Genomic DNA, 19,806 nt, shown 5'->3' on the forward strand with positions numbered 1-19,806 from the left:
CTCCCATTCATGTCCTGCCGCCGGACGGTGGTGGCCGGAAGCCCGCACTCAGCACTTGCTGCAGCGGTCTTCGTCGAATACTTTAAGCCTAAACTATATTGCTGGCCAATAGCGATCTATCGCAGACCTGCCCGGCGAACCTTGGAGAGTAGCCTTGGAAGTAGGAGGTGCGTATGCAATCAGGTGATGGCAGCGCGGCCGGGCAGCGGCGGGGCGGGTCGATCTGGCCGCAGGCGGCTGAGCGTTTTCCGCCGTTGGATCGAATTCTCTCGACCATTCTGACGCGGCAGGCCGCGCAGTATCGCGACCGCACCCTGTTTGTCTTTGGCGAAACACGATGGAGCTATGCTGAAACGGCTGCAATTGCCGCTGCGTCGGCTGCCCGCTTGATGCAGGCCGGAATTCGCGCCGGTGACCGCGTTGCCCTGATGTGCTCGAACCGGCCAGAGTTTCTGGAAATCTATCTCGGCTGCGCGTGGATGGGCGCCGTGACCGTGCCGATCAACACCGCACTGCGCGGCATCCAGCTCAGCCATATCTTGCGCAACTCGACGCCGAAGCTGCTGGCGATCGAGTCCTGCTTTGTGCCGGCCCTCGAAACGTTGGAAAGCGACGTCGCGCCGCCGGATACTGTCTGGACAATCGGCGAAGGTGTCGCGTCTCCGGTCGCGCCGGGCTCGATCTTGCCGTTGCCCGTGCTCGGCGACGAAGCTCCGCCCGCGCCGGTCCGGCCGGGCGACACGGTCGCGATCCTCTATACGTCGGGCACCACGGGTCCTTCCAAGGGCGTTTGCTGCCCACAGGCGCAGATGTTCTGGTGGGGCGTCTATTCGGCGCGTGCGCTCGACATTCGCGAAGGCGACGTCCTATTCACGACGCTGCCGCTGTTCCATACCAACGCCCTGAACGCGTCCTATCAGGCGCTCCTCAACGGCTGCACCTACGTGATCGAGCCGAAATTCTCCGCCTCGGGCTTCTGGGCGGCGGCGCGACGGCATCAGGCGACAGTCGGCTATCTGTTGGGCGCGATGGCCGTGATGCTGCTGGCACAGCCAAAATCTGCCGGCGATACCGCGCATTTCCTGCGGGTCGCTCGGTGGCGGCGTTCCCGGCCAATTTCACGGCCCGTTTCTTGAGCGCTTCGGCGTGCCGTTGCTCGACGGCTACGGCTCAACCGAAACGAATTTCGTGTTCGCGGGCACGATCCCGTCCGATCGCCCTGGCACCATGGGTTATCTCGTCGAAGGCGTGGAGGCTTGCATCGTCAACTCCGAGGACGAACCCCTGCCTGACGGCGAGGCCGGCGAGCTGCTATTGCGCGCGCGCGAACCGCTCGCGTTTGCGACGGGATATTTCGCAATGCCGGACAAGACGGCCGAAGCCTGGCGGAATGAGTGGTTTCGCACCGGTGACCGTGTCGTACGCGATGCGGACGGCCACTACCGTTTCGTTGACCGAATGAAGGATTCCATCCGTCGGCGCGGCGAGAATGTTTCGTCCTGGGAGGTGGAGCAGGTGTTGCTGAAGCATCCGGCAATCGCCGCGTGCGCCGTCTATCCCCTGCCGTCCGAAGTCGGCGAAGACGAGGTTGCGGCGGCCGTCCAGCTCGAACCCGCGCGTGAGCTTGAGCCGATCGATGTCGTCAGGCACTGCGAGGGCAAGATGGCCTATTTCGCGATTCCGCGCTTTGTCCGGATCGTCACCGAGATGCCGTTGACCGAGAACGGCAAGATACGCAAGGTCGGGCTGCGCGAGGCTGGGAAGACTCCCGACACCTGGGACCGCGATGCTGCCGGATACAAACTGCGTCGTTAAGATCAGGTGCGGGCTTGGTCCGTCGCTTGCTTCACGGCGTTTTTCAGATCGTCGAGCTCCCTGACCAATCCATCAAGCCGTCCTTTCGGAAACCCGGCAAGCAGCGAAGCCAGCCAGAGGGCGTGCTTCTTTGCCATCCGTCTGAACGCCTTCCTGCCATCGGCCGTCATGCAGACGATCTGCACGCGACGGTCGAGCGGCGACGGCGACCGCGTGATAAAGCCGTCTTCGACCAGGCGATCCACGATCGGCGTCAGATTTCCGGCCGTGACCATCAGGCGCTTCGGTAGCTCACCCAGCACTAACCCGACGGGCTCGCGATCGAGCTGTGCCAGCACGTCGAAGCGTGGCATCGTGAAGTCAAACTCTTCGCGGAAATGGCGCCGCAGCTCGGCGCCGATCAAGGATGTACAGGCAAGGAGGCGAAGCCAAACCCTGACCTGGGCCCGGTTGTCTGTATCCTGCTCAGTCATGTTCTCGTCGTCGATCAGCGCGAGCTCCTTGCCGGCCATCTATCCATCTCTCCCGACGTTCCGTTGTGCGGCCAGACGGATCGGCAATCAGGTTCTGCAGTGGATCCTAAAATCCTTTAGGGCCAAATCAAATGCTTGGGAAGCGGCCAATTTGCCCGGAAATGCGGCGTCGCGCTCCAGCGCGAATTCGCGATAGGGGCAGACTACGCCGTGCTTCAATACTCGACTTTGCATAGCCGGGCCCAGCTGTGAGAAAATATTTTATACTTAAACTAAAAATGAGCCCCCATCCATGGCCCAATTTGAACCTCTAACGCTCTCCGAGCTGCCGAGCGGTATCTGGCGCACGCGGCTTCCAGTGCGCTTCGGCTCCTGCGATCCGGCCGGGATCGTCTACACCCCGGAATATCTCAACTTGTTCAACGGCGTGATTGAGGATTGGTACGGCGAAGCGCTGGGGCTTCCCTATCATGAGCTGGTCAGAACACGGCGAACCGGCCTCGGCTATGCGCATGTTTCGGCGGATTTCGCCAAGCCCAGCAGCATGGGCGACGTTCTCGACGTCGCAGTCATCGAGCGCGATATCGGGCACGCTTCGGTGACGCTCACGGTTCATGCATTCAAGGATGCCGTCGAGTGCGTACGGTCCACCTTCGTGACCGTGACGACCTCGCTGGTGGATCACAAATCGATCGTGTTGCCTGACGATCTGCGCCTTGCGTTGAAAAATTACCAGGCGGGTTGCGATGCGTCGGCCGACCTTGCGTCCGTCTGAGATACGGACCAAATCTACATTGTCTTGTCGGTTGTCCCGAAGGAGCTCCCAATGCGCGTATTGGTTAGCACGATTCTGACGCTCGGAACGATCTTGGCGTCCGCGCCCGCATGCGCCCAGACCTATGATCCAAACTACCCGGTTTGCCTGCAAACCTACGCGTTTGGTGGCGGTCATATCGACTGCAGCTTTGCTTCGCTGGGGCAGTGCGCAGCGTCCGCATCCGGTCGCGGGGCTCAATGCTTCAATAATCCGTATTTCGCACAAGGTGCCAGGAAACCGCCCCGGCAGCGCGGCGTTTACTGAAGGCGTTTGCTAAGATGGCATCGGCTTGCGTCGCAGACGTTACGCTCGATTTTGCCCAAGCCATCGCTTGTACCTATAATCCGGCGAAACCACCATTCCGTGAGGTCATGTGACTGCCCCCAATCCCGCTGCCGGCAAACCGGTCGATTCCGTCTCCCTCGTCAACGTACCACAGTTGATAACGGCCTATTTTGCGTCGAAGCCGGATCCGTCTGATCCCACCCAGCGCGTTGCGTTCGGCACCTCGGGGCATCGCGGGACGTCGCTGAAGAACTCGTTCAATGAAAATCACATCCTGGCAACGACGCAGGCGATCTGCGATCACCGTCGCGAGACGGGACTGAACGGTCCGCTGTTCATCGGCATCGATACCCATGCGCTGGCGGAGCCGGCGCTGGTGAGCGCGATGGAAGTGTTTGCCGCCAACGGCGTCGACATCATGATTGACGAGCGCGGCGGCTATACGCCCACGCCCGTCATCTCGCGTGCGATCCTGAGTTACAACAAGGAGCGAACGAGCGGACTTGCCGATGGCGTCGTCATCACGCCCTCGCACAATCCGCCCGAGGATGGCGGGTACAAATACAACCCGCCGCATGGCGGACCGGCCGATACCGACGTGACGGCCAAGGTTGAAAAGGCCGCCAACGCCTACATGGAAGCCGACATGAAGGGCGTTGCGCGGATGCCGTATGCACGCGCCCGCAAGGCGCCCACGACGCATCTGCACGACTATGTCAGTCCCTTTGTCGCCGATCTCGGCAATGCCGTGGACATGGCCCTGATCAAGTCCTCCGGCGTCAAGATCGGCATCGATCCGCTTGGTGGTGCCGCCGTTCACTACTGGGCGCCGCTGATCGAGCGTTATGGGATCGATGCGACCATCGTCAATGACGCCGTCGACCCGACGTTTCGCTTCATGACGGCGGACTGGGATGGAAAGATCCGGATGGATTGTTCCTCGCCGTTCGCGATGGCAAGCCTGATCCAGATGCGCGACAGGTTCGACGTTGCCTTTGCCAACGATACCGACGCCGATCGGCACGGCATCGTGACGCGCACCGGCGGGCTGATGAATCCGAACCATTTTCTCGCGGTGGCGATCGCGTACCTGTTCGCGCATCGGCCGCAATGGGGCAGCAAGGCCGCCATCGGCAAGACCATCGTCTCCAGTTCGATCATCGACCGTGTCGCGAAAAAGCTGAACCGGAAGCTGGTCGAAACCCCGGTCGGTTTCAAATGGTTCGTCGATGGCCTTGGCACCGGCGGCTTCGGATTCGCGGGCGAGGAAAGCGCCGGCGCGTCGTTCCTCAAGCGCGACGGCTCCGTCTGGACGACCGACAAGGACGGCATGGTGATGGGGCTGCTCGCCGCCGAAATCCTCGGTCGCACCGGCCGCGATCCGAGCCAGCAGTTTGCCGCCCTGACCGCCGAACTGGGCGTACCCTTCTACGAGCGGATTGACGTGCCGGCGACGCCCAAACAGAAGAGCGCACTAAAGGCACTCGGGCCGGAGCAGCTCAACATGCACCAGCTTGCAGGTGAGCCGGTCAGCGCGATTCGGACCCGGGCGCCGGGTAACGATCAATCGTTCGGTGGCATCAAGGTGGAGTCCGAAGCGGGATGGTTCGCCGCGCGGCCATCGGGCACCGAAGACGTCTACAAGATCTATGCCGAGAGTTTTCGGGATCAGAATCACCTGAAGTCGATTCAGCAGGACGCCCAGCAGGCCATTGCAAAGGCTTTCTGACTGCCGTGGTGAGGCAGATTGGGCGGTTCGTAACGGGAATGCCTGACCGCCCTGGCACGGCGGAGGATTATTGCGCCCGGCTGCGCAGCCTGCGCCAGTTCGGCACAGCCTGGAACTCCGGAACGGAATTTTCAGGTCACGGTTGCGCTTGCGATCACGCTGAAATCACGAGAGCCCACGCAGTGTTAGGCTCGGGAGTTAGCTGCCAGAAAGCCGTACCGAACGGGCGGCCTGTGAGCTATCGCGAGGTAGCGGGGGATGAAATGAGTGCGGAATCGATTGTCTACTATCTGAATCGCGTGCCGGAGAGCGATCCGAATGATCAAACCGAATGGCTTGTAACGGCCTTGGGGCAATATACCGGCGCGGAATTGCGCGAGCTGCTCTATGTAGCGGAAGAACCTGGCTTCTTTGAATTAATGCGCGGACTGTTCGCGCTCTCGGACGAGAGCCGTGCCGCCCTGCAGCATTTCCTTGAAACCGGTCACCCGCCGGCCATGAAGGCAGCGATCGACCCGAAGGGCCGGTTGACCATCGAGCATGTCACTGAGGAGAAGCGGATAAAGATGCTTCCCAGGATCGCAAATTAGCGCCTACATCTCCCGGAGGTTGTGCTAGGATCCCCAGCTTGAATAGCTGGGGAGCCAACCCATGGCGACGAGGAAGTCTGGCCCGCTTGATGCGATGGTGGGCGCCCGGATTTGTATGTTTCGCGTCAACCGCGGCATCAGCCAAGCCATGTTTGCGGAACGCATCGGCGTGACTTTTCAACAGGTACAGAAATACGAGCGGGGCGCCAACCGGGTTGGTACCAGCCGGTTGGCGCAAATCGCTTCCGTGCTCGGCGTCCCGGTCGGTGAGTTGTTCGAATCTTCCCAGCCCGGATCTGCCGGCTTGAATTCACCGGTTCATTTGCTCGTCAAGCCGGGCGCATTGCGCGTTCTCAAGGCCTATGCGCGAGTGGCCAGCCCGCGCGTGCGGCTTTGCGTCGCCAAGCTGGTCGAAAGCATCGCCGATCGAACGCCGGGGGCGAGGGCCCCCGTTGCCCGGCTGAATACTGTCGATCGCGATGAGCGGCGCAGGTTTCCCTCGCGGGGATAGTCTTCCGTAGAAAGACGTGCGGCAATCTCGTGCCGCCCCGTTTGATCACGGGAGATCGCGGCTTCAGCCGGTCGCGCGCATCGCAAACCGCTCCGGCGGCCTGCTGCCGGGAATGAACTCGCCGATCCAGTCACGGCGCGTTGCTTCGATATGCCAGGACATCGCCTCAGCCGAATAGGGTGCCGGATCAGGAATGTCCTTGCGGATCTCCTTGCCGTCGAGCCAGCCGCAGCTATGCGAATAGCGCGTCTTGCAGACGAGATCGATATCGCCGTGATCCTGCAGCAGCACGTATCCGTCGGCCGGAAAAAACGTGCCGGCAAGCTCGATCGCAGCAGGCAACTGGCGCACCAGCAGGAATGTGCTGGTGGATTGCGTCTCCGATTCGGAAACCAGCACGCCGACCAAGCTGTGGATTGGCGCAATCGCCTGCGGTGCAACCAATGCGAGAGGCTCCGTGATCGGGCCGGCTGTCGCAATCGAAAGATATTCACCCTCCGGTCCCCAACGGCAGGCGATCAGCCACTCGCGGCTGCGGCTACGAATCAAGGTTGGCTTGGCGTAATCCGATCGAGCAATATCTGCTGCCATGGCTATGACGAAGGCTTTCGCGAGCATAAGTTCCTCCAGGGCGAGGGCGGACTGGCCTCACGTCCGGAGTCTGCACGTTAAGTCGTGAGGTCACCGTGAGCGGTACCGAAAATTCGATGCAGGAATTGTTTGCGCGCGCTGCATCGTTGCTTCTTGGCAACGATGTGGACGCAGTCGGCGATCACGATGCCAGACTCATCCTTGAGGCGCTGGAATATGCCGAAGAATCCAGCAACAGGATTGATTCGCAGCTCGCGAATCGCGCTCATTTGCTGATCGCTGCTTCCCGATTTGCGCGCGTGTTCGAACTGGCCTCGCCCGATGCGCCTGGCCTGATCAGCTTTGGCGCGCAATTCGATCCAGCGCTTGCTGATCCCTTGCATGACGGAAGCCCCCTGGTCGGCGTTTCCGGCGTCGGTCTGACGTTGCGGGAAGCGTTTCAGAGCTGCATCGGCGAGGGCATCGAGTACCTCTCTCAATTGCAAACCGGAACGGACCTGTTGCTCAAACGCGGCGTCGACGATTGGGCCGGAAAACTCGGTCCGAAGGCGCTGGAGCTGGTCGCTGCCCTTTCGGAACGCCGCATGCAACCGGAGCGAGCGCTTTCCTGGTGTCGCGCAACAAGGCTGCCTGACCGAACCGAGGTGTGGCTTCCGGCGGACATCTGCCTGCGTCGGCCGCCAGCGCAACGCGAGTTTGCGCCGCCGTTCCCGCTGAGCATCGGATCGGCCGCCGGTCCGTCACGAGACGCCGCAGCACTGCATGGACTTTTGGAATTGATCGAGCGCGATGCAGCTAGCCTGTGGTGGCGAGGCGGTCAGTTGCCGCGGTCGATTCCGCCGCAGCATGAAGCGGGCATCGCGGCGGAGGGGTTGTTGCGGCAGCTTCGGCATGGCGCACCGGTGCTGCGCCGGACATGGCTGCTCGACATTACGACTGATATCGGCGTGCCCTGCGTCGCGGCGGTCTCCTGCCGGGCGGATGGTTCCGGTTTTGCCTTCGGCCTCGCCGCGCGGCCGGCGCTTGAGGCCGCGGTCCGCTCGGCGATTCTGGAAATGTGCCAGCTCGAATTGGCCGACATCGTCGTCGCAACCAAACGCAGTGAACGCGGCGATAACGCGCTCAACGCACAGGACCGCATCCACCTGCAGCGCGCCGCAATCGATGCCGACGAGTGCAGATTGCTGCAGCCGGTCGCAGAGTGCGCGGCCCATCTGCCCTTTCCCGCAACTGAGGCGAGCGTCATATTTGGATTGATCGTACAGCGGTTGGAAAAGCTCGGAATCGAGACGTTCTACCTCGAACTCACGCGCCAGCGTTTTGCCGTTCCGGTCGTCCGCGTGATTGCCCCAGGCCTGCAACTCGAGCCATCCGAAATCGTCACGGCCAGGCTGCAGGATGCGATGGCGCGAAGTGGGGGTGGCGCAACCTATACCGGAGGTGTCCCTTTGATATAGAGTGGCGGGAATTAACCAACCGGTTCCGGAAACCGTTTCATGCCGGCCAGTGCCAACGCGATGACATCAGACAATGCCGCGGCGGCGCCCGAAAGCGCTCCGCGTCTATCGGTATCGCTGGTCGGGCGGCTCGGCCTGCGGCTTAACGGCCGGCCGATCGAATTGCGAACCCGCAAGGCCGGTGCGGTCCTTAGCTATCTCGCGCTGTCAGAGACCAAGCAGGAGAGCCGCGAGCGGTTGGTCGGCCTGCTGTGGAGCCGCTCCGACGAGGAAAAGGCGCGTGCCTCGTTGCGTCAGGTCGTCCGCGAACTGCGATCGTTGCTTGAGGAGGTCGGCTATGACGGTTTCATCGCGGAGCGGCTGCTGATCGGCCTCGACGTCGGACGAATCGAAGTCGATATCGAAAGCGTGATTCAGCTCGCCGAAGGCGGGCGCGTTCATCCGCTGCTGCTCGACACCCCGCAGCTCGACGGGCGGTTGCTCGAAGGAATGGACGATCTCGACCCGTCGTTCCGGGTGTGGGTGCTGGCCAAGCGGCAGACCATCCATGAACGGCTGATGCGCAATCTCGACGAAGGCTTGACCTCCGCAAGCGTTCCCGACGAATCCAAAAAGAGGATCGCGGCCGCGATCGTCAATCTCGATCCGACCCATGAATACGCCTGCCGCTATCTGATGCGTACGCATGCGGAAGAAGGCGATATTGCCGGCGCGCTGCGCATCTACAAGGCGCTGTGGGACCTGCTCGATCGCGACTACGCCATGGAGCCGTCGTCGGCCACCGAAGAACTCGTTGCTAACATCAAGCTCGGTATTCTGGAGCGCGCGCCGGCCGATCGGACAGCCTCGGCAGCGAATGACGAATTCGCTGTCAGGATGGTCAGAGCGACCGCTCTCCAGCCGGTCGTCCCGATGTCGCCACCGGTCAATGCGCCTGCCAAGACGCGCCTGGTGCTGCGGCCCTTTGCGATGCACGGTGTCGACGAGGACCACAGCCATCTGGTGCAGGGTTTCTCCCAACATCTCGCGGCCTGTCTCGTGCGCTTCCGGGAATGGAGCGTCGTCGATCGTCCTCCGGCGGCCCTCGTGCTTCCGGCGGGTACGTCTCCGCAATACTGCATCGAGACCACCGCCTACCAGGCGGGTGCTGAAATCAACATCGTGATGGTGCTTCGGGACGATACCACCGGGATTTATGTCTGGAGCGAAAGCTTCCGGCTCGGCCTCGGTAACTGGTTCGAAACACAGCAGCGCATCATCCGCCGGATCGCCACCTCGCTGAACGTGCAGCTCTCGACCGAACGGTTGATGCGGTTGGCCGGCGAGCCTGACGTATCGCTCGACCTGCATGACCGCTGGCTGCGCGGACAGAGCCTGATGTCGAAGTTCGATCCCGAAAGCTGGCGGCGGGCGGTCGCCATCTTTCGCGATGCGATCCGCGACAATCCGGGTTTCTCGCCCTGCTACAGCAGCCTCGTGCAGATGAACAACATCGAACATCTGGTCCATCCCGGGATCTTTCGCGATCTGGAAAAGGCCAAGGCCACTCTTGAGCTGGCGAAGACCGCCGTTCAACTGGACCCGGTCGATTCCAGGGCGCATCTGTGCTGCGGCTGGTCCTATGTGATGGCGCTTCGAGAAGCCGAAGCTGCGCCGCATATGGCGCTTGCCTGCGAGCTCAATGACAACGACCCGTGGACGTTGCTGTCGAGCGCTCACTATGAGGTCTTTTGCGGATCAATCGAGCAGGCCCGGCTCAGGGCCGATCAAGCGCTGACGCTCTCACCTGCGCCTTCCTATCTTGAATGGGCTTATCACAGCACTGTGCGATTCTTCTGCGGCGACTATGAGGGAACTATCGAGGCGTGCGATCGCGCGCAAGGCATCAACAAGGTCCTGCCGGCATGGCGGGCCGCCGCGCTATTTCAGCTCGGGGAACGCGTGCTGGCGCAGCAGGAGGTCCAGCGCTTCGTGAACGGCCTGCGCTCATTTTGGGTCGGATCTTCTCCTCCGACCGATGAGGCGGCGGCGCGCTGGGTCATGCAAGCGCATCCCATCAGCGTGAAGGAGCGATGGGAAACCCTGCGCCAAAGTTTGCATGGCGGAGGGCTCCCTGTCGACGGCATCGTTCACCTAGCGCGGAGCTAGGTCATCAAGCGCAATAGCTGATGGTGTAGTCGCCGATACGCTCGGCATGCACCTTGAACTTTTCGGCTTCCGGAATCACCGGATCCATCCCGTTGAACAGCCGCTTGTAGAACGGCGGAAGTGGATAGGTCGCGCCAGGCTTGCTGAGCTTCTCTTCGGAATCCGCGATCGCCGCGGCGGGCGGCAAGCGCACCACGATCGTGTCCAGCTCCTGCTCAACGAACTTCACCTTCTTGAAACGATCCGGCACCGTCATGAACACCTGCGCCTTGGCGAGTTGCTCCTTGAATTCCTGGACGGTGGTCGGGATCGGATACTCGTTGTCGTCGTCAAGATAGTTCTTGCCCGTCGACCACGTCTTTACGAGGTTGCCCCAGCGCTCATGGTTGGTCACTTGCATTCGTTCGAGGGCCATAGTTTCTACTCCTCCGGTTTGCGCGAGACGGACAATTCCGCTCACAAAAATGCAGGCACGGCCTGCTGCAGCTCGGCAATTTCGGTGGTCAACTCCACCAACTGCGCCATGTTTGAGATCTCTGGAACTTCCTGAAGTACGTTCGTCAGGTAAAATTCGCGGGAAACGAGATCCAGTTGGTCGGCGAGCGAGCCGCCGGCCGATTGCGGGACGCTCGCGAGCGCTCCGAATATCACTTCCGAAACGATGATCGAACCCAGCAGCCCGAGTTGCAGGCCCTCCGTCTGCTGCATCGCCTCGAACAAGATGAAAAACGGCAGCGGCGGATCGTTCGAAAGGGTTTCAATGTCCTCATCCGTCAGTGCGCCGTAGGCCGGGGTCGAAAGGAGCCATTCGCGAAGCTGATTGACGCGATAGGCGCGGTCGGCAAGCAGGCGCGAGGTGGCGATGAAATGCGGCTGCCTGCCGCCGATCTCGGCAATCAATGCATCTACCGACCACATGCCGGTGAGGCCCGCGCCGAGCAGGTCGCGATAGAGCAGGCCGACCCGTTCCGTCTCGTCGAACGCCGGAAAGATCTGGTCATTGCCAAGTCCATCGCTGAGATGCGGTCCGATGCGGCGGCTCAAATTCGGCGTCGAGCCGTTAATCTCGAAAAAGCGCGACCATTGCACCATCCAGGTTTCGTCGAGCGGCATGTTTGCCGGGTCGTTCACCGAGCTCTTTTCAAGCGTATTGTTGAGGTCGTGGAGCGACCGGTCATTGATCTGGTATTCGGGCCGCACCATGGCGTGACCGAAGCGAAACGCACCGTGCGAAAACTCGAACGGAATTTCCCAATCTCCGATCGCAGGACCGTCGGTTGGTGCGACACGGTCGATGAAGTGCGGGGCAGGCCCGCAGTAGCTCGCGTAGATTGCCGGATGAATCACCCGTCGCATCAGGTCGTTGCGGATGACGTTGTGATAGATGGCCGTCAATGCGCCGCGAGCGCACAGGAAGCGCTTGTAGGCGGCGCCGAACTGGCCGTTTGGCCCGGCATTGCCTTCATGGCGGCGAATGATATCGACGAGCCCGTTGTGCAGCAGGGCAAACAGCGCGGTGAGCTGGGACATTACGGCGTGATCGTCATTGCGCGGATCGGCAACCAGCGCTTCGGTGAGGGCAATGCGGACACCCGCAATGCTGCGATCGATGCCCGTCACGTTCTCGGCAGGGGTCCGTGCGATATCGCGAAATGGGCAGCCGGTCGCCGATTGCTTTTCCTTCCAGCGCATTCGCCCGAGCCGCAGCTTGGTGCGCCGGTCGTCGCTCGGTGCGTCGAGCGCATAGATGTGCGGCGATCCGACCGGGCCGCTGCCGTACAGCGTTTCCAGCCGAAGCGGCGTACGACGGGCATTGGTCGTCCCTCGGCCGAGCCCTCCCGCAACCGAAAGCGGAATCGCCGAGTGAACCAAATCATGCGCAATGAACTGCAGCAGATAAGTGTAGCCCGAGGGGATGAAGGGATTTTCCCAGTGTTCCGCCGATCGAGCCTGGTGTGGCGGCCATTTTATGGCAGCATCCATTCGCCGTGACAGGCGATGCATCAATCCGCGAAGCTTTGCATGGTGTGACGGCGACTCGAGCGGATCGATACCGAAGGCGCGGAAGCGCTGCGAAGGAGCCGGTGTGCCGAGGAAGTGACGAAAGCCGCGAACTGTCGCTGGCGGATTAGAGCCGCGCGGATTGAGCTCGGAAGTTCGGAAGGAGGATGCGTCAGTGACCTTCTGCACAGCCATCAAGACTATTCTCGCGATTGGTCAAGGCGGCGAGAGTGCGAAGAAAGTCGTGAAATTATCGTGAGTTAAATCGTTAGAACCTGTGAACATCTGTGGACATCTTTTGGCCATGTGGTGCAGCGTGCATAACGCGTGACGCGGCTTCTCGGGCCCTGCTTTCCGGCAAGTGGTGCGACGGTATGATCCGGAACCTGCAGGCGCTTTTGGCGCGTGAAGCTCATTGAGGACGGCATCCTCGGCGCGACATTTCGGCGCTATGCTCGCGATGATGATTGTTGTTTCAGGCGCTGCGCAAGGCGAGCCGCCGCCGACGATCGATCCGACCAGTATTCAATCGAGCTGAGATGCCGATATGGAGTCGCGGCCCACGCGCGGCAGCCGCTCAAGGTAGCCAACATGACATTGCTTCGGCGCATGGGATCAGGTCATCACGTTTGCGAATCGTTGTCTTGCGCCGGTATTCCGGATAGCCATGGCGGTCCGGACTCTCCTGAAGGCATATTCCTTCCATGGCTGATTTTCACGGCGTCTTTCCCTACCTGGTCTCACCAGTCGATGGATCAGGCCAAATCCGCACCGAAGTGCTGGGCCGGCTCTGCGACGACCTCATCAAGGCAGGCGTGCATGGGCTGACGGCGCTGGGATCGACCGGCGAGTTCGCCTATCTCAACCAGGCGCAGCGTGCCAGCGTCGTGCAGGGCACTATCGAAGCCGCTGATGGCCGCGTGCCGGTGATCGCCGGGGTTGCCTCGACATCGACGGCGGATGCGGTGGCGCAGGCGAAGGCGTATCAAGAGCTCGGCGCCGACGGAATTCTTGCGATCATGGAAGCTTACTTCACGGTCGCCGACGCGCAGGTCGAATCCTATTTCCGCGCCATTGCCGACGCGGTCGACATTCCCGTCGTGATCTACACCAATCCGCAATTCCAGCGCTCCGATCTCACGCTCGACGTGATCGCGCGGCTCGCGACCCATCCACGCATCGGCTATATCAAGGACGCCTCCACCAATACCGGCCGGCTGCTGTCGATCATGAATCGCTGTGGACAGGCGATCCGCGTGTTCTCCGCATCCGCCCATATCCCAGCGGCGGTGATGCTGATCGGTGGGGTGGGCTGGATGGCCGGTCCTGCCTGCATCATCCCGCGGCAGAGCGTCGAACTCTACAATCTTTGCAAGGCGGCGCGCTGGGATGAGGCGATGGCGTTGCAGCGCAAGCTATGGCACATCAACGAGGCTTTTGCGCGGTTCAACCTGGCCGCCTGCATCAAGGCCGGACTCGAGATTCAGGGTTACGCGGTCGGCGATCCCATCCCGCCGCAGGCGGCGCTGACGGCCGAGCAGCGCAAGGTGGTCGAGGCGGCGCTGCGCGACCTCGGATAAGGTTAGATCGCCCGCAGCGCCTCCTTCGGTGTTTCGCGTATCAATGCCTCAAGGTCGCTCTGCTCCAGGGTTTCCTTCTCCAGCAATTTTTTCGCCGCACGATCCAGGATCGCACGGCGCGCCTTCAGGATGCCCTGCGCGCGTTCGAACACCCGATCAACGATCGCGCGAACCTCCTCGTCGACTGCCGCAGCGGTTTCGTCGGCATAATCGCGCTCGCGTGTGGGGAAGGGCCGATCGGCCCCGGCCAAGAAGTTGCCGGGATCACGCTCGTAGGCGACGCCGCCGAGTTTTTCGGACATGCCGTAGCGCGTCACCATGCTGCGGGCGATATCCGTGACGCGGCGAAGATCGTCGGCGGCGCCGGTGGACAGGTGGTTGAATACGATCAACTCCGCCGCCCGGCCGCCGAGCAGCACCGCCATCTTGTTCTCCAGTTCCTCCTTGGTCATCAGGAAGCGATCTTCGATCGGTCGCTGGATGGTGTAGCCGAGCGCGCCGACGCCGCGCGGGATGATCGATACCTTGTGCACGGGATCGACGCCGGGCAGCGACAGCGCGATCAAGGCGTGACCCATCTCGTGATAGGCAACGATCTCGCGCTCCTTCGGATTGAGCAGGCGGTTTCGCTTCTCCAGCCCCGCGACCATGCGCTCGACGGCGTTGTTGAAATCGGTCATTGCGACGGCAGTGGCGCCGCGCCGAGTCGCCAGCAGCGCGGCTTCGTTGACCAGATTGGCAAGATCGGCGCCGGTGAAACCGGGCGTCAGTGCCGCGACCGCCTCGGCATCAACGCCGGAGTCGAGCTGCACCTTCTTCATATGAACTTTAAGAATTTCGGTGCGGCCCTTCTTGTCGGGGCGGTCGACCAGCACCTGGCGGTCGAAGCGACCGGCGCGCAGAAGCGCCGGATCGAGGATTTCAGGCCGGTTGGTGGCGGCCAGGATGACGAGGCCGGAGCGCGAGTCGAAGCCATCGAGTTCGACCAGAAGCTGATTGAGCGTCTGCTCCTTCTCGTCGTGACCGCCCGCAAACGGCCCGATCCCGCGGGCGCGGCCGAGCGCATCGAGTTCGTCGATGAAGATGATGGCAGGCGCTTTCTGATGTGCCTGCTGAAACAGGTCCCGCACCCGCGCCGCGCCGACGCCGACGAACATCTCGACGAATTCCGAACCTGAAATCGAGAAGAACGGCACCTTGGCCTCGCCGGCCACCGCCTTGGCCAGCAGCGTCTTGCCGGTGCCGGGCGGACCGACCAGCAGCACGCCTTTGGGCATGCGCCCTCCGAGCCGTCCATAGTCGGTCGGATTTTTCAGGAAGTCGACGACTTCGCGCAGCTCATCCTTGGCTTCGTCGACGCCGGCCACGTCGGCAAACGTGACGCCGGTATCGGACTCGACATAGATCTTGGCCTTGCTCTTGCCGATCGCCATCAGCCCGCCGCCGAGACCTCCGCCTTCCATGGTGCGTTTGCCGATGTACCACCACAGGCCGAAGAACAGCAGCACCGGCATGACCCATGACAGCAGGTCGCGGAGAAAGGTGCTCTCGATCTGGCCGGTGAAGCGGACGTTATATTTCTCGAGCTCCTGCGCGGTCTCCTGGTCGACCCGAGTAGTGACGAACTGTTTCTGTCCACCGGACAGCGGCTCTTTCAACGTGCCCTGCAAGGTCCGGTCGGAGATACCGACGGTCGCGACCTTCCCCTGCTTCAGCAGCTGTTGGTACTCGCTGTAGGGGATGACTGCGATCTGGCTGGCAGTTGAAATGAAGTATTGAATGATGAAGATGCCAAAGATGGCGGCGATCGCATAGCCGACGTTGAAGCGCGTTTTGTTGTTCATCATCGAATTGTTGTTCATGATCGAACTCCGGGCGCACGCCCTCGCGGCAAGCGCGTCGGCGCATTCACCTGGTCCATAAGGCCCGTGGCCCTGGACTGCGTCTCCTGACAATGGGAACAGCGAGGTTTGGTTTCAATGGCGACTACTTCTTGCGCGACAAATCGCGCTGCCTAGATGCTGCCCAGATGATGCAGGACAGGGGGTCTTTAGTGCGCCAACAAGCCTCTGAAACACCAGAAACTTTCGGCCAGCCGGGGCGTTTGTCACGCGGACACCACAGCGGGCTGAAAATCCCGCCTCCCGCTTTCGCGCCTTGCAAGCGAGCGGCATTACCAGATGAGTGACCGATGAACCGTCGCTTCGCGCTTTCTTTAGCCGTCATAGCAGCCGTACTGGTCGCGCTGACCCTTTCCAATATTCGCTACAGCCCATGGACCAATACCACCGCCCGAACCGTCGACCAGCGCGGTCCGCTGTCCGATGCCGAGCGGGCAAACATAGAGCTTTTCGAGCGAGTCTCGCCGTCGGTCGTGCAGGTCGCGGCGCGATCCGCCATGGCCAATCCCTTCGAAGAAGAGGAAGGCCCGGCGGCCTCCGGCCCGGCAGCCTCCGGCACTGGCTTTGTCTGGGACAGTAGCGGTCATGTGGTCACCAACAATCACGTCGTGCAAAATGGCCGCGAGGTAGCCGTTCGCTTCGCCTCGGGCGAGGTGGCCCAAGCTTCAATCGTGGGCGTAGCACCGAACTACGATCTGGCGGTGCTGCGGATCAGGAATCCGCGCCAGCTGCCGCCGCCGGTGGCGCTTGGCAGTTCTAACGACCTCAAGGTAGGCCAAATTGCATTTGCGATCGGCAACCCATTCGGACTAGATCAATCGCTGACGAGCGGAATCATCAGCGCGCTCAAGCGGCGGCTGCCGACCAGCAGCGGTCGCGAGATCGCCAACGTGATCCAGACCGACACCGCGATCAATCCCGGCAATTCCGGTGGCCCCCTTTTGGACTCGGCGGGACGGTTGATCGGCGTCAACACGGCCATCATCTCGCCCTCCGGCTCCAGCGCCGGCATCGGCTTCGCCATTCCGGCCGATATCGTCAATCGTATCGTGCCCGAACTCATCAAGAATGGTCGCGTACCGACCCCGGGAATCGGCATCGTCGCTGCCGGTGAAGCCGTTGCGACGCGCATGGGCGTCGAAGGGGTGATCGTCGTGCGTACCGCGCCCGGAAGTCCGGCCGAACGGGCCGGCATCCGTGGCGTGGATTTCAACTCGGGTGCGCTCGGCGACGTGATCGTTCAAGCCGATGGTAAGCCGGTTCACCGGCTCTCCGACCTGACCGATCAGATCGAGCAGGTCGGTGCGGGCAAGAGCGTCCGCATCACACTGAAACGCGGTTCGGAAACGCGCGATGTCAACGTCGATATCGTGGATATCAGCCGCGGCTAATAGTCCCCTGCAGCAGAATCATACCCGTTCGCGGTCACCCGCGCCCGGCGCGTCGGTGCGTTTGTTACAGTGAGCTGAATGAGTTGTCTCCTGCGGAAAAACCGCTAAAACCCCGCCCGATCCGACAAGAAAGCTCGAAGGACAAACTGATGAACATTCTTCCCGGTAATATGCGGTTTGGTGCGGGCCAGCCGGTCAAGCGTTTGGAAGACCAGCGACTGCTCACCGGGAAGGGACAGTTCATCGACGACAAGCCGGAGGAGGGCGCGTTGTGGCTTTACGTGCTGCGCTCACCTCATGCTCATGCCAAAATCGTCTCGATAGACTCCGAAGCCGCCGCCGGGATGCCCGGTGTCGAAGCGATCTATACCGGGGCCGACCTGATCAAGGACGATATCGGTACCATCCCCACGCTTGCGATCTTCAAGCGGCCGGACGGCTCGCCGATGACGGTGCCGCCGCGGCGTCTGCTCGCCCATGAAGTCGTTCGCTATGCCGGCGAGGCCGTGGCCGCCGTGGTGGCGACATCGCGCGTGCTGGCGCAGACCGCGGCCGAAGCGATCGTGGTCGACTACGAGGTGCTGCCCTCAGTGGTCGACCCTGTCGAGGCGGTGAAGCCCGGCGCACCCGTAGTATGGCCCGAGGCGCCCGACAACATCGTGGCTGTCATGAGCTACGGCGATGCCGCCCAGATCGAGGAAGCCTTTGCCAAGGCTGCGCACACGGTCTCGCTCGACCTGGTCAGCCAGCGGCTGGTGCCCTCGGCGATGGAGCCTCGCTCGACGATTGCCGAGATCGAGAAGAAGACCGGCCGATTGATCCTGCACGTGCAGTCGCAAACGCCCGGCTCTACCCGGGACCTGCTCGCGGAATCCATACTGAAGCGGCCGAAGGATAGTGTGCGCGTGCTGGTCGGCGACATCGGCGGCGGCTTTGGCCAGAAGACCAGCCTCTATCCCGAAGACGGCATCGTTGCTTACGCCGCGACCAAGCTGAACAAGAAGATCCGCTGGCGCGGCGATCGCACCGACGAGTTCGTCGGCGGCACACATGGCCGCGATCTGACCTCGACCGGTGAATTCGCGCTCGACGCCAAGGGCCGCGTGCTCGCCTATCGCGTCCGCTCGATCGGCGGCACCGGCGCGTACTCGTCGGGGACTGGGAACATCATTCCGCTGGTGCTCGGGCCGTTCGTGCAGACCGGCGTCTACGATCTGCCGCTGGTGCATTTCGAGGTGAAATCGGTGATGACCAACACCGCGCCGGTTGGTGCCTATCGCGGGGCGGGGCGGCCGGAAGCGGTGTTCATCGTCGAGCGGCTGATGGATGCCGCCGCGCGCCAGATCGGCATGGACCCACGCACCATCCGCAAGGTGAATTACATCAAACCCGCGCAACTGCCCTATACCAACGCCGTCGGCCAAGTCTACGATTCCGGCGCATTTGCGCACATGCTGTCGCGCGCCGCTGAACTATCGGATTGGGACGGCTTTGCCGCGCGCAAGAAGGCGGCGAAGAAGAAGGGGCTGCTCTACGGCCGCGGCCTCACCAGCTATATCGAATGGACCGGCGGGCGCGCGCATACCGAAAAGGTCAGCCTGCACGCGACCGCGGAAGGCCGCGTTATCCTGCATTCCGGTACCATGGCGATGGGGCAGGGCCTGCAGACCACTTACACGCAAATGGTATCCGATACGCTCGGAATTCCCATGGACAAGATCGACGTCGTGCAGGGCGATACCGATCTCGCCACCGGCTTCGGCAGCGTCGGCTCGCGCTCGCTGTTTGTCGGCGGCACGGCAGTTGCGGTTTCCACCAACGACATGATCCAGAAGGCGCGCGAGAAGGCCTCGAACGTGCTGGAAACGTCCATCGAGGATATCGAATATCGCGACGGCTGGCTGACGGTGGTAGGCACCGACAAACGCATCAGCCTGTTCGAGATTGCGAAGAACGAAGATGGCGCGCGACTCTCCGTCGATTCCGAAGGCGAAGTCGACGGGCCGAGCTGGCCGAACGGCACGCACATTTGCGAGGTCGAGATCGATCCGGAAACCGGGGTGAGCAAGGTGGTGCGTTACACCACGGTCGACGACGTCGGCATTGCCGTTAACCCGATGCTGGTCACTGGCCAGGTTCATGGCGGTGTCGCCCAGGGCATCGGGCAGGCGCTCTACGAGGGCGTCGCCTACAGCGAGGAAGGGCAGCTATTGACCGCGAGCTATCAGGATTACTGCGTACCGCGCGCCGACGACATTCCGCCGATCGCGGTGACGCTGGACGATTCCGCGCCGTGCCGCACCAACCCGCTGGGCGCCAAGGGCTGCGGCGAATCCGGCGCGATCGGCGGCCCGCCCTGCGTCACCAACGGCGTGATGGATGCCTTGAGCGAGCTCGGCATCAAGCAACTCAACACGCCGCTGACGCCGGCCAAGGTATGGCAGGCGATAAGGGATGCGAGGGCTGCTGCGATGTGATTGCCCGTCATTCCGGGGCGCGCTTAAGCGCGAACTATGG

General features: G+C 62.1%; 15 protein-coding genes and 1 pseudogene. 11 read left to right on the plus strand and 5 right to left on the minus strand.

Going from position 1 to position 19,806, the window contains the following annotated elements; all coding sequences use genetic code 11:
• Window positions 1-173 precede the first annotated feature (173 nt).
• Window positions 174-1,815: pseudogene (locus tag RX328_RS43250) on the plus strand (ATP-dependent acyl-CoA ligase).
• A 2-nt stretch (window positions 1,816-1,817) separates the two neighbouring features.
• Here the strand turns inward: RX328_RS43250 and RX328_RS06325 are convergent.
• Window positions 1,818-2,327, minus strand: a complete 510-nt coding sequence (locus tag RX328_RS06325; RefSeq protein WP_213251900.1) for a MarR family winged helix-turn-helix transcriptional regulator — start codon at window positions 2,325-2,327, stop codon at window positions 1,818-1,820.
• Window positions 2,328-2,580: 253 nt separating this feature from the next.
• Here RX328_RS06325 and RX328_RS06330 point away from each other — a divergent pair, with 253 nt between their 5' ends.
• The 5 genes from RX328_RS06330 to RX328_RS06350 all read left to right on the plus strand — a co-directional run bounded on the left by RX328_RS06330 (window position 2,581) and on the right by RX328_RS06350 (window position 6,220).
• Window positions 2,581-3,063, plus strand: coding sequence for an acyl-CoA thioesterase (locus RX328_RS06330; RefSeq protein WP_213251901.1), 483 nt, complete (start codon window positions 2,581-2,583; stop codon window positions 3,061-3,063).
• A gap of 51 nt (window positions 3,064-3,114) precedes the next feature.
• Complete coding sequence (locus RX328_RS06335; protein WP_213251902.1) at window positions 3,115-3,369, plus strand: DUF3551 domain-containing protein; 255 nt, start codon at window positions 3,115-3,117, stop codon at window positions 3,367-3,369.
• A 109-nt stretch (window positions 3,370-3,478) separates the two neighbouring features.
• Window positions 3,479-5,119: a phosphoglucomutase (alpha-D-glucose-1,6-bisphosphate-dependent) gene (pgm, locus tag RX328_RS06340; protein WP_213251903.1), complete on the plus strand. Its 1,641-nt coding sequence runs from the start codon at window positions 3,479-3,481 to the stop codon at window positions 5,117-5,119.
• Between the two features lie 233 nt (window positions 5,120-5,352).
• Window positions 5,353-5,709 carry a hypothetical protein gene (locus RX328_RS06345; RefSeq protein WP_213251904.1) on the plus strand — a complete coding sequence of 119 codons (357 nt, stop codon included), beginning with the start codon at window positions 5,353-5,355 and terminating at the stop codon, window positions 5,707-5,709.
• Between the two features lie 61 nt (window positions 5,710-5,770).
• Window positions 5,771-6,220, plus strand: a complete 450-nt coding sequence (locus tag RX328_RS06350) for a helix-turn-helix domain-containing protein (protein WP_213251905.1) — start codon at window positions 5,771-5,773, stop codon at window positions 6,218-6,220.
• A 63-nt stretch (window positions 6,221-6,283) separates the two neighbouring features.
• On the opposite strand, the gene RX328_RS06355 is transcribed toward RX328_RS06350, so the two are convergent.
• Window positions 6,284-6,838 (minus strand): hypothetical protein, encoded by a 555-nt coding sequence (locus RX328_RS06355; RefSeq protein ID WP_213251906.1) that lies wholly within the window; start codon window positions 6,836-6,838, stop codon window positions 6,284-6,286.
• A gap of 89 nt (window positions 6,839-6,927) precedes the next feature.
• Between RX328_RS06355 and RX328_RS06360 the strand changes: the two genes are divergently transcribed.
• Both RX328_RS06360 and RX328_RS06365 read left to right on the plus strand, forming a co-directional pair.
• The gene (locus tag RX328_RS06360; RefSeq protein WP_249726441.1) at window positions 6,928-8,268 is read left to right on the plus strand and encodes a YcaO-like family protein; all 1,341 of its coding nucleotides are present in this window, start codon (window positions 6,928-6,930) and stop codon (window positions 8,266-8,268) included.
• Window positions 8,269-8,307: 39 nt separating this feature from the next.
• Window positions 8,308-10,416 carry a BTAD domain-containing putative transcriptional regulator gene (locus RX328_RS06365; protein WP_213251908.1) on the plus strand — a complete coding sequence of 703 codons (2,109 nt, stop codon included), beginning with the start codon at window positions 8,308-8,310 and terminating at the stop codon, window positions 10,414-10,416.
• A gap of 4 nt (window positions 10,417-10,420) precedes the next feature.
• Here the strand turns inward: RX328_RS06365 and RX328_RS06370 are convergent, their stop codons facing one another.
• Window positions 10,421-10,831: a hypothetical protein gene (locus RX328_RS06370; RefSeq protein ID WP_213251909.1), complete on the minus strand. Its 411-nt coding sequence runs from the start codon at window positions 10,829-10,831 to the stop codon at window positions 10,421-10,423.
• Between the two features lie 41 nt (window positions 10,832-10,872).
• Window positions 10,873-12,612, minus strand: coding sequence for a peroxidase family protein (locus RX328_RS06375; protein WP_213251910.1), 1,740 nt, complete (start codon window positions 12,610-12,612; stop codon window positions 10,873-10,875).
• A 509-nt stretch (window positions 12,613-13,121) separates the two neighbouring features.
• On the opposite strand from RX328_RS06375, the gene RX328_RS06380 reads away from it, so the two are divergent.
• Window positions 13,122-13,997, plus strand: a complete 876-nt coding sequence (locus RX328_RS06380; protein WP_213251911.1) for a dihydrodipicolinate synthase family protein — start codon at window positions 13,122-13,124, stop codon at window positions 13,995-13,997.
• Between the two features lie 2 nt (window positions 13,998-13,999).
• On the opposite strand, the gene ftsH is transcribed toward RX328_RS06380, so the two are convergent.
• Window positions 14,000-15,841, minus strand: coding sequence for an ATP-dependent zinc metalloprotease FtsH (gene ftsH, locus RX328_RS06385; RefSeq protein ID WP_213251957.1), 1,842 nt, complete (start codon window positions 15,839-15,841; stop codon window positions 14,000-14,002).
• Between the two features lie 347 nt (window positions 15,842-16,188).
• Between ftsH and RX328_RS06390 the strand changes: the two genes are divergently transcribed.
• Both RX328_RS06390 and RX328_RS06395 read left to right on the plus strand, forming a co-directional pair.
• The gene (locus tag RX328_RS06390) at window positions 16,189-17,289 is read left to right on the plus strand and encodes a S1C family serine protease (RefSeq protein WP_213251912.1); all 1,101 of its coding nucleotides are present in this window, start codon (window positions 16,189-16,191) and stop codon (window positions 17,287-17,289) included.
• A 149-nt stretch (window positions 17,290-17,438) separates the two neighbouring features.
• Window positions 17,439-19,766 carry a xanthine dehydrogenase family protein molybdopterin-binding subunit gene (locus tag RX328_RS06395; RefSeq protein ID WP_213251913.1) on the plus strand — a complete coding sequence of 776 codons (2,328 nt, stop codon included), beginning with the start codon at window positions 17,439-17,441 and terminating at the stop codon, window positions 19,764-19,766.
• Window positions 19,767-19,806 lie beyond the last annotated feature (40 nt).

The organism is Bradyrhizobium sp. sBnM-33 (assembly GCF_032917945.1).
In the GTDB taxonomy this organism is placed as follows: domain Bacteria; phylum Pseudomonadota; class Alphaproteobacteria; order Rhizobiales; family Xanthobacteraceae; genus Bradyrhizobium.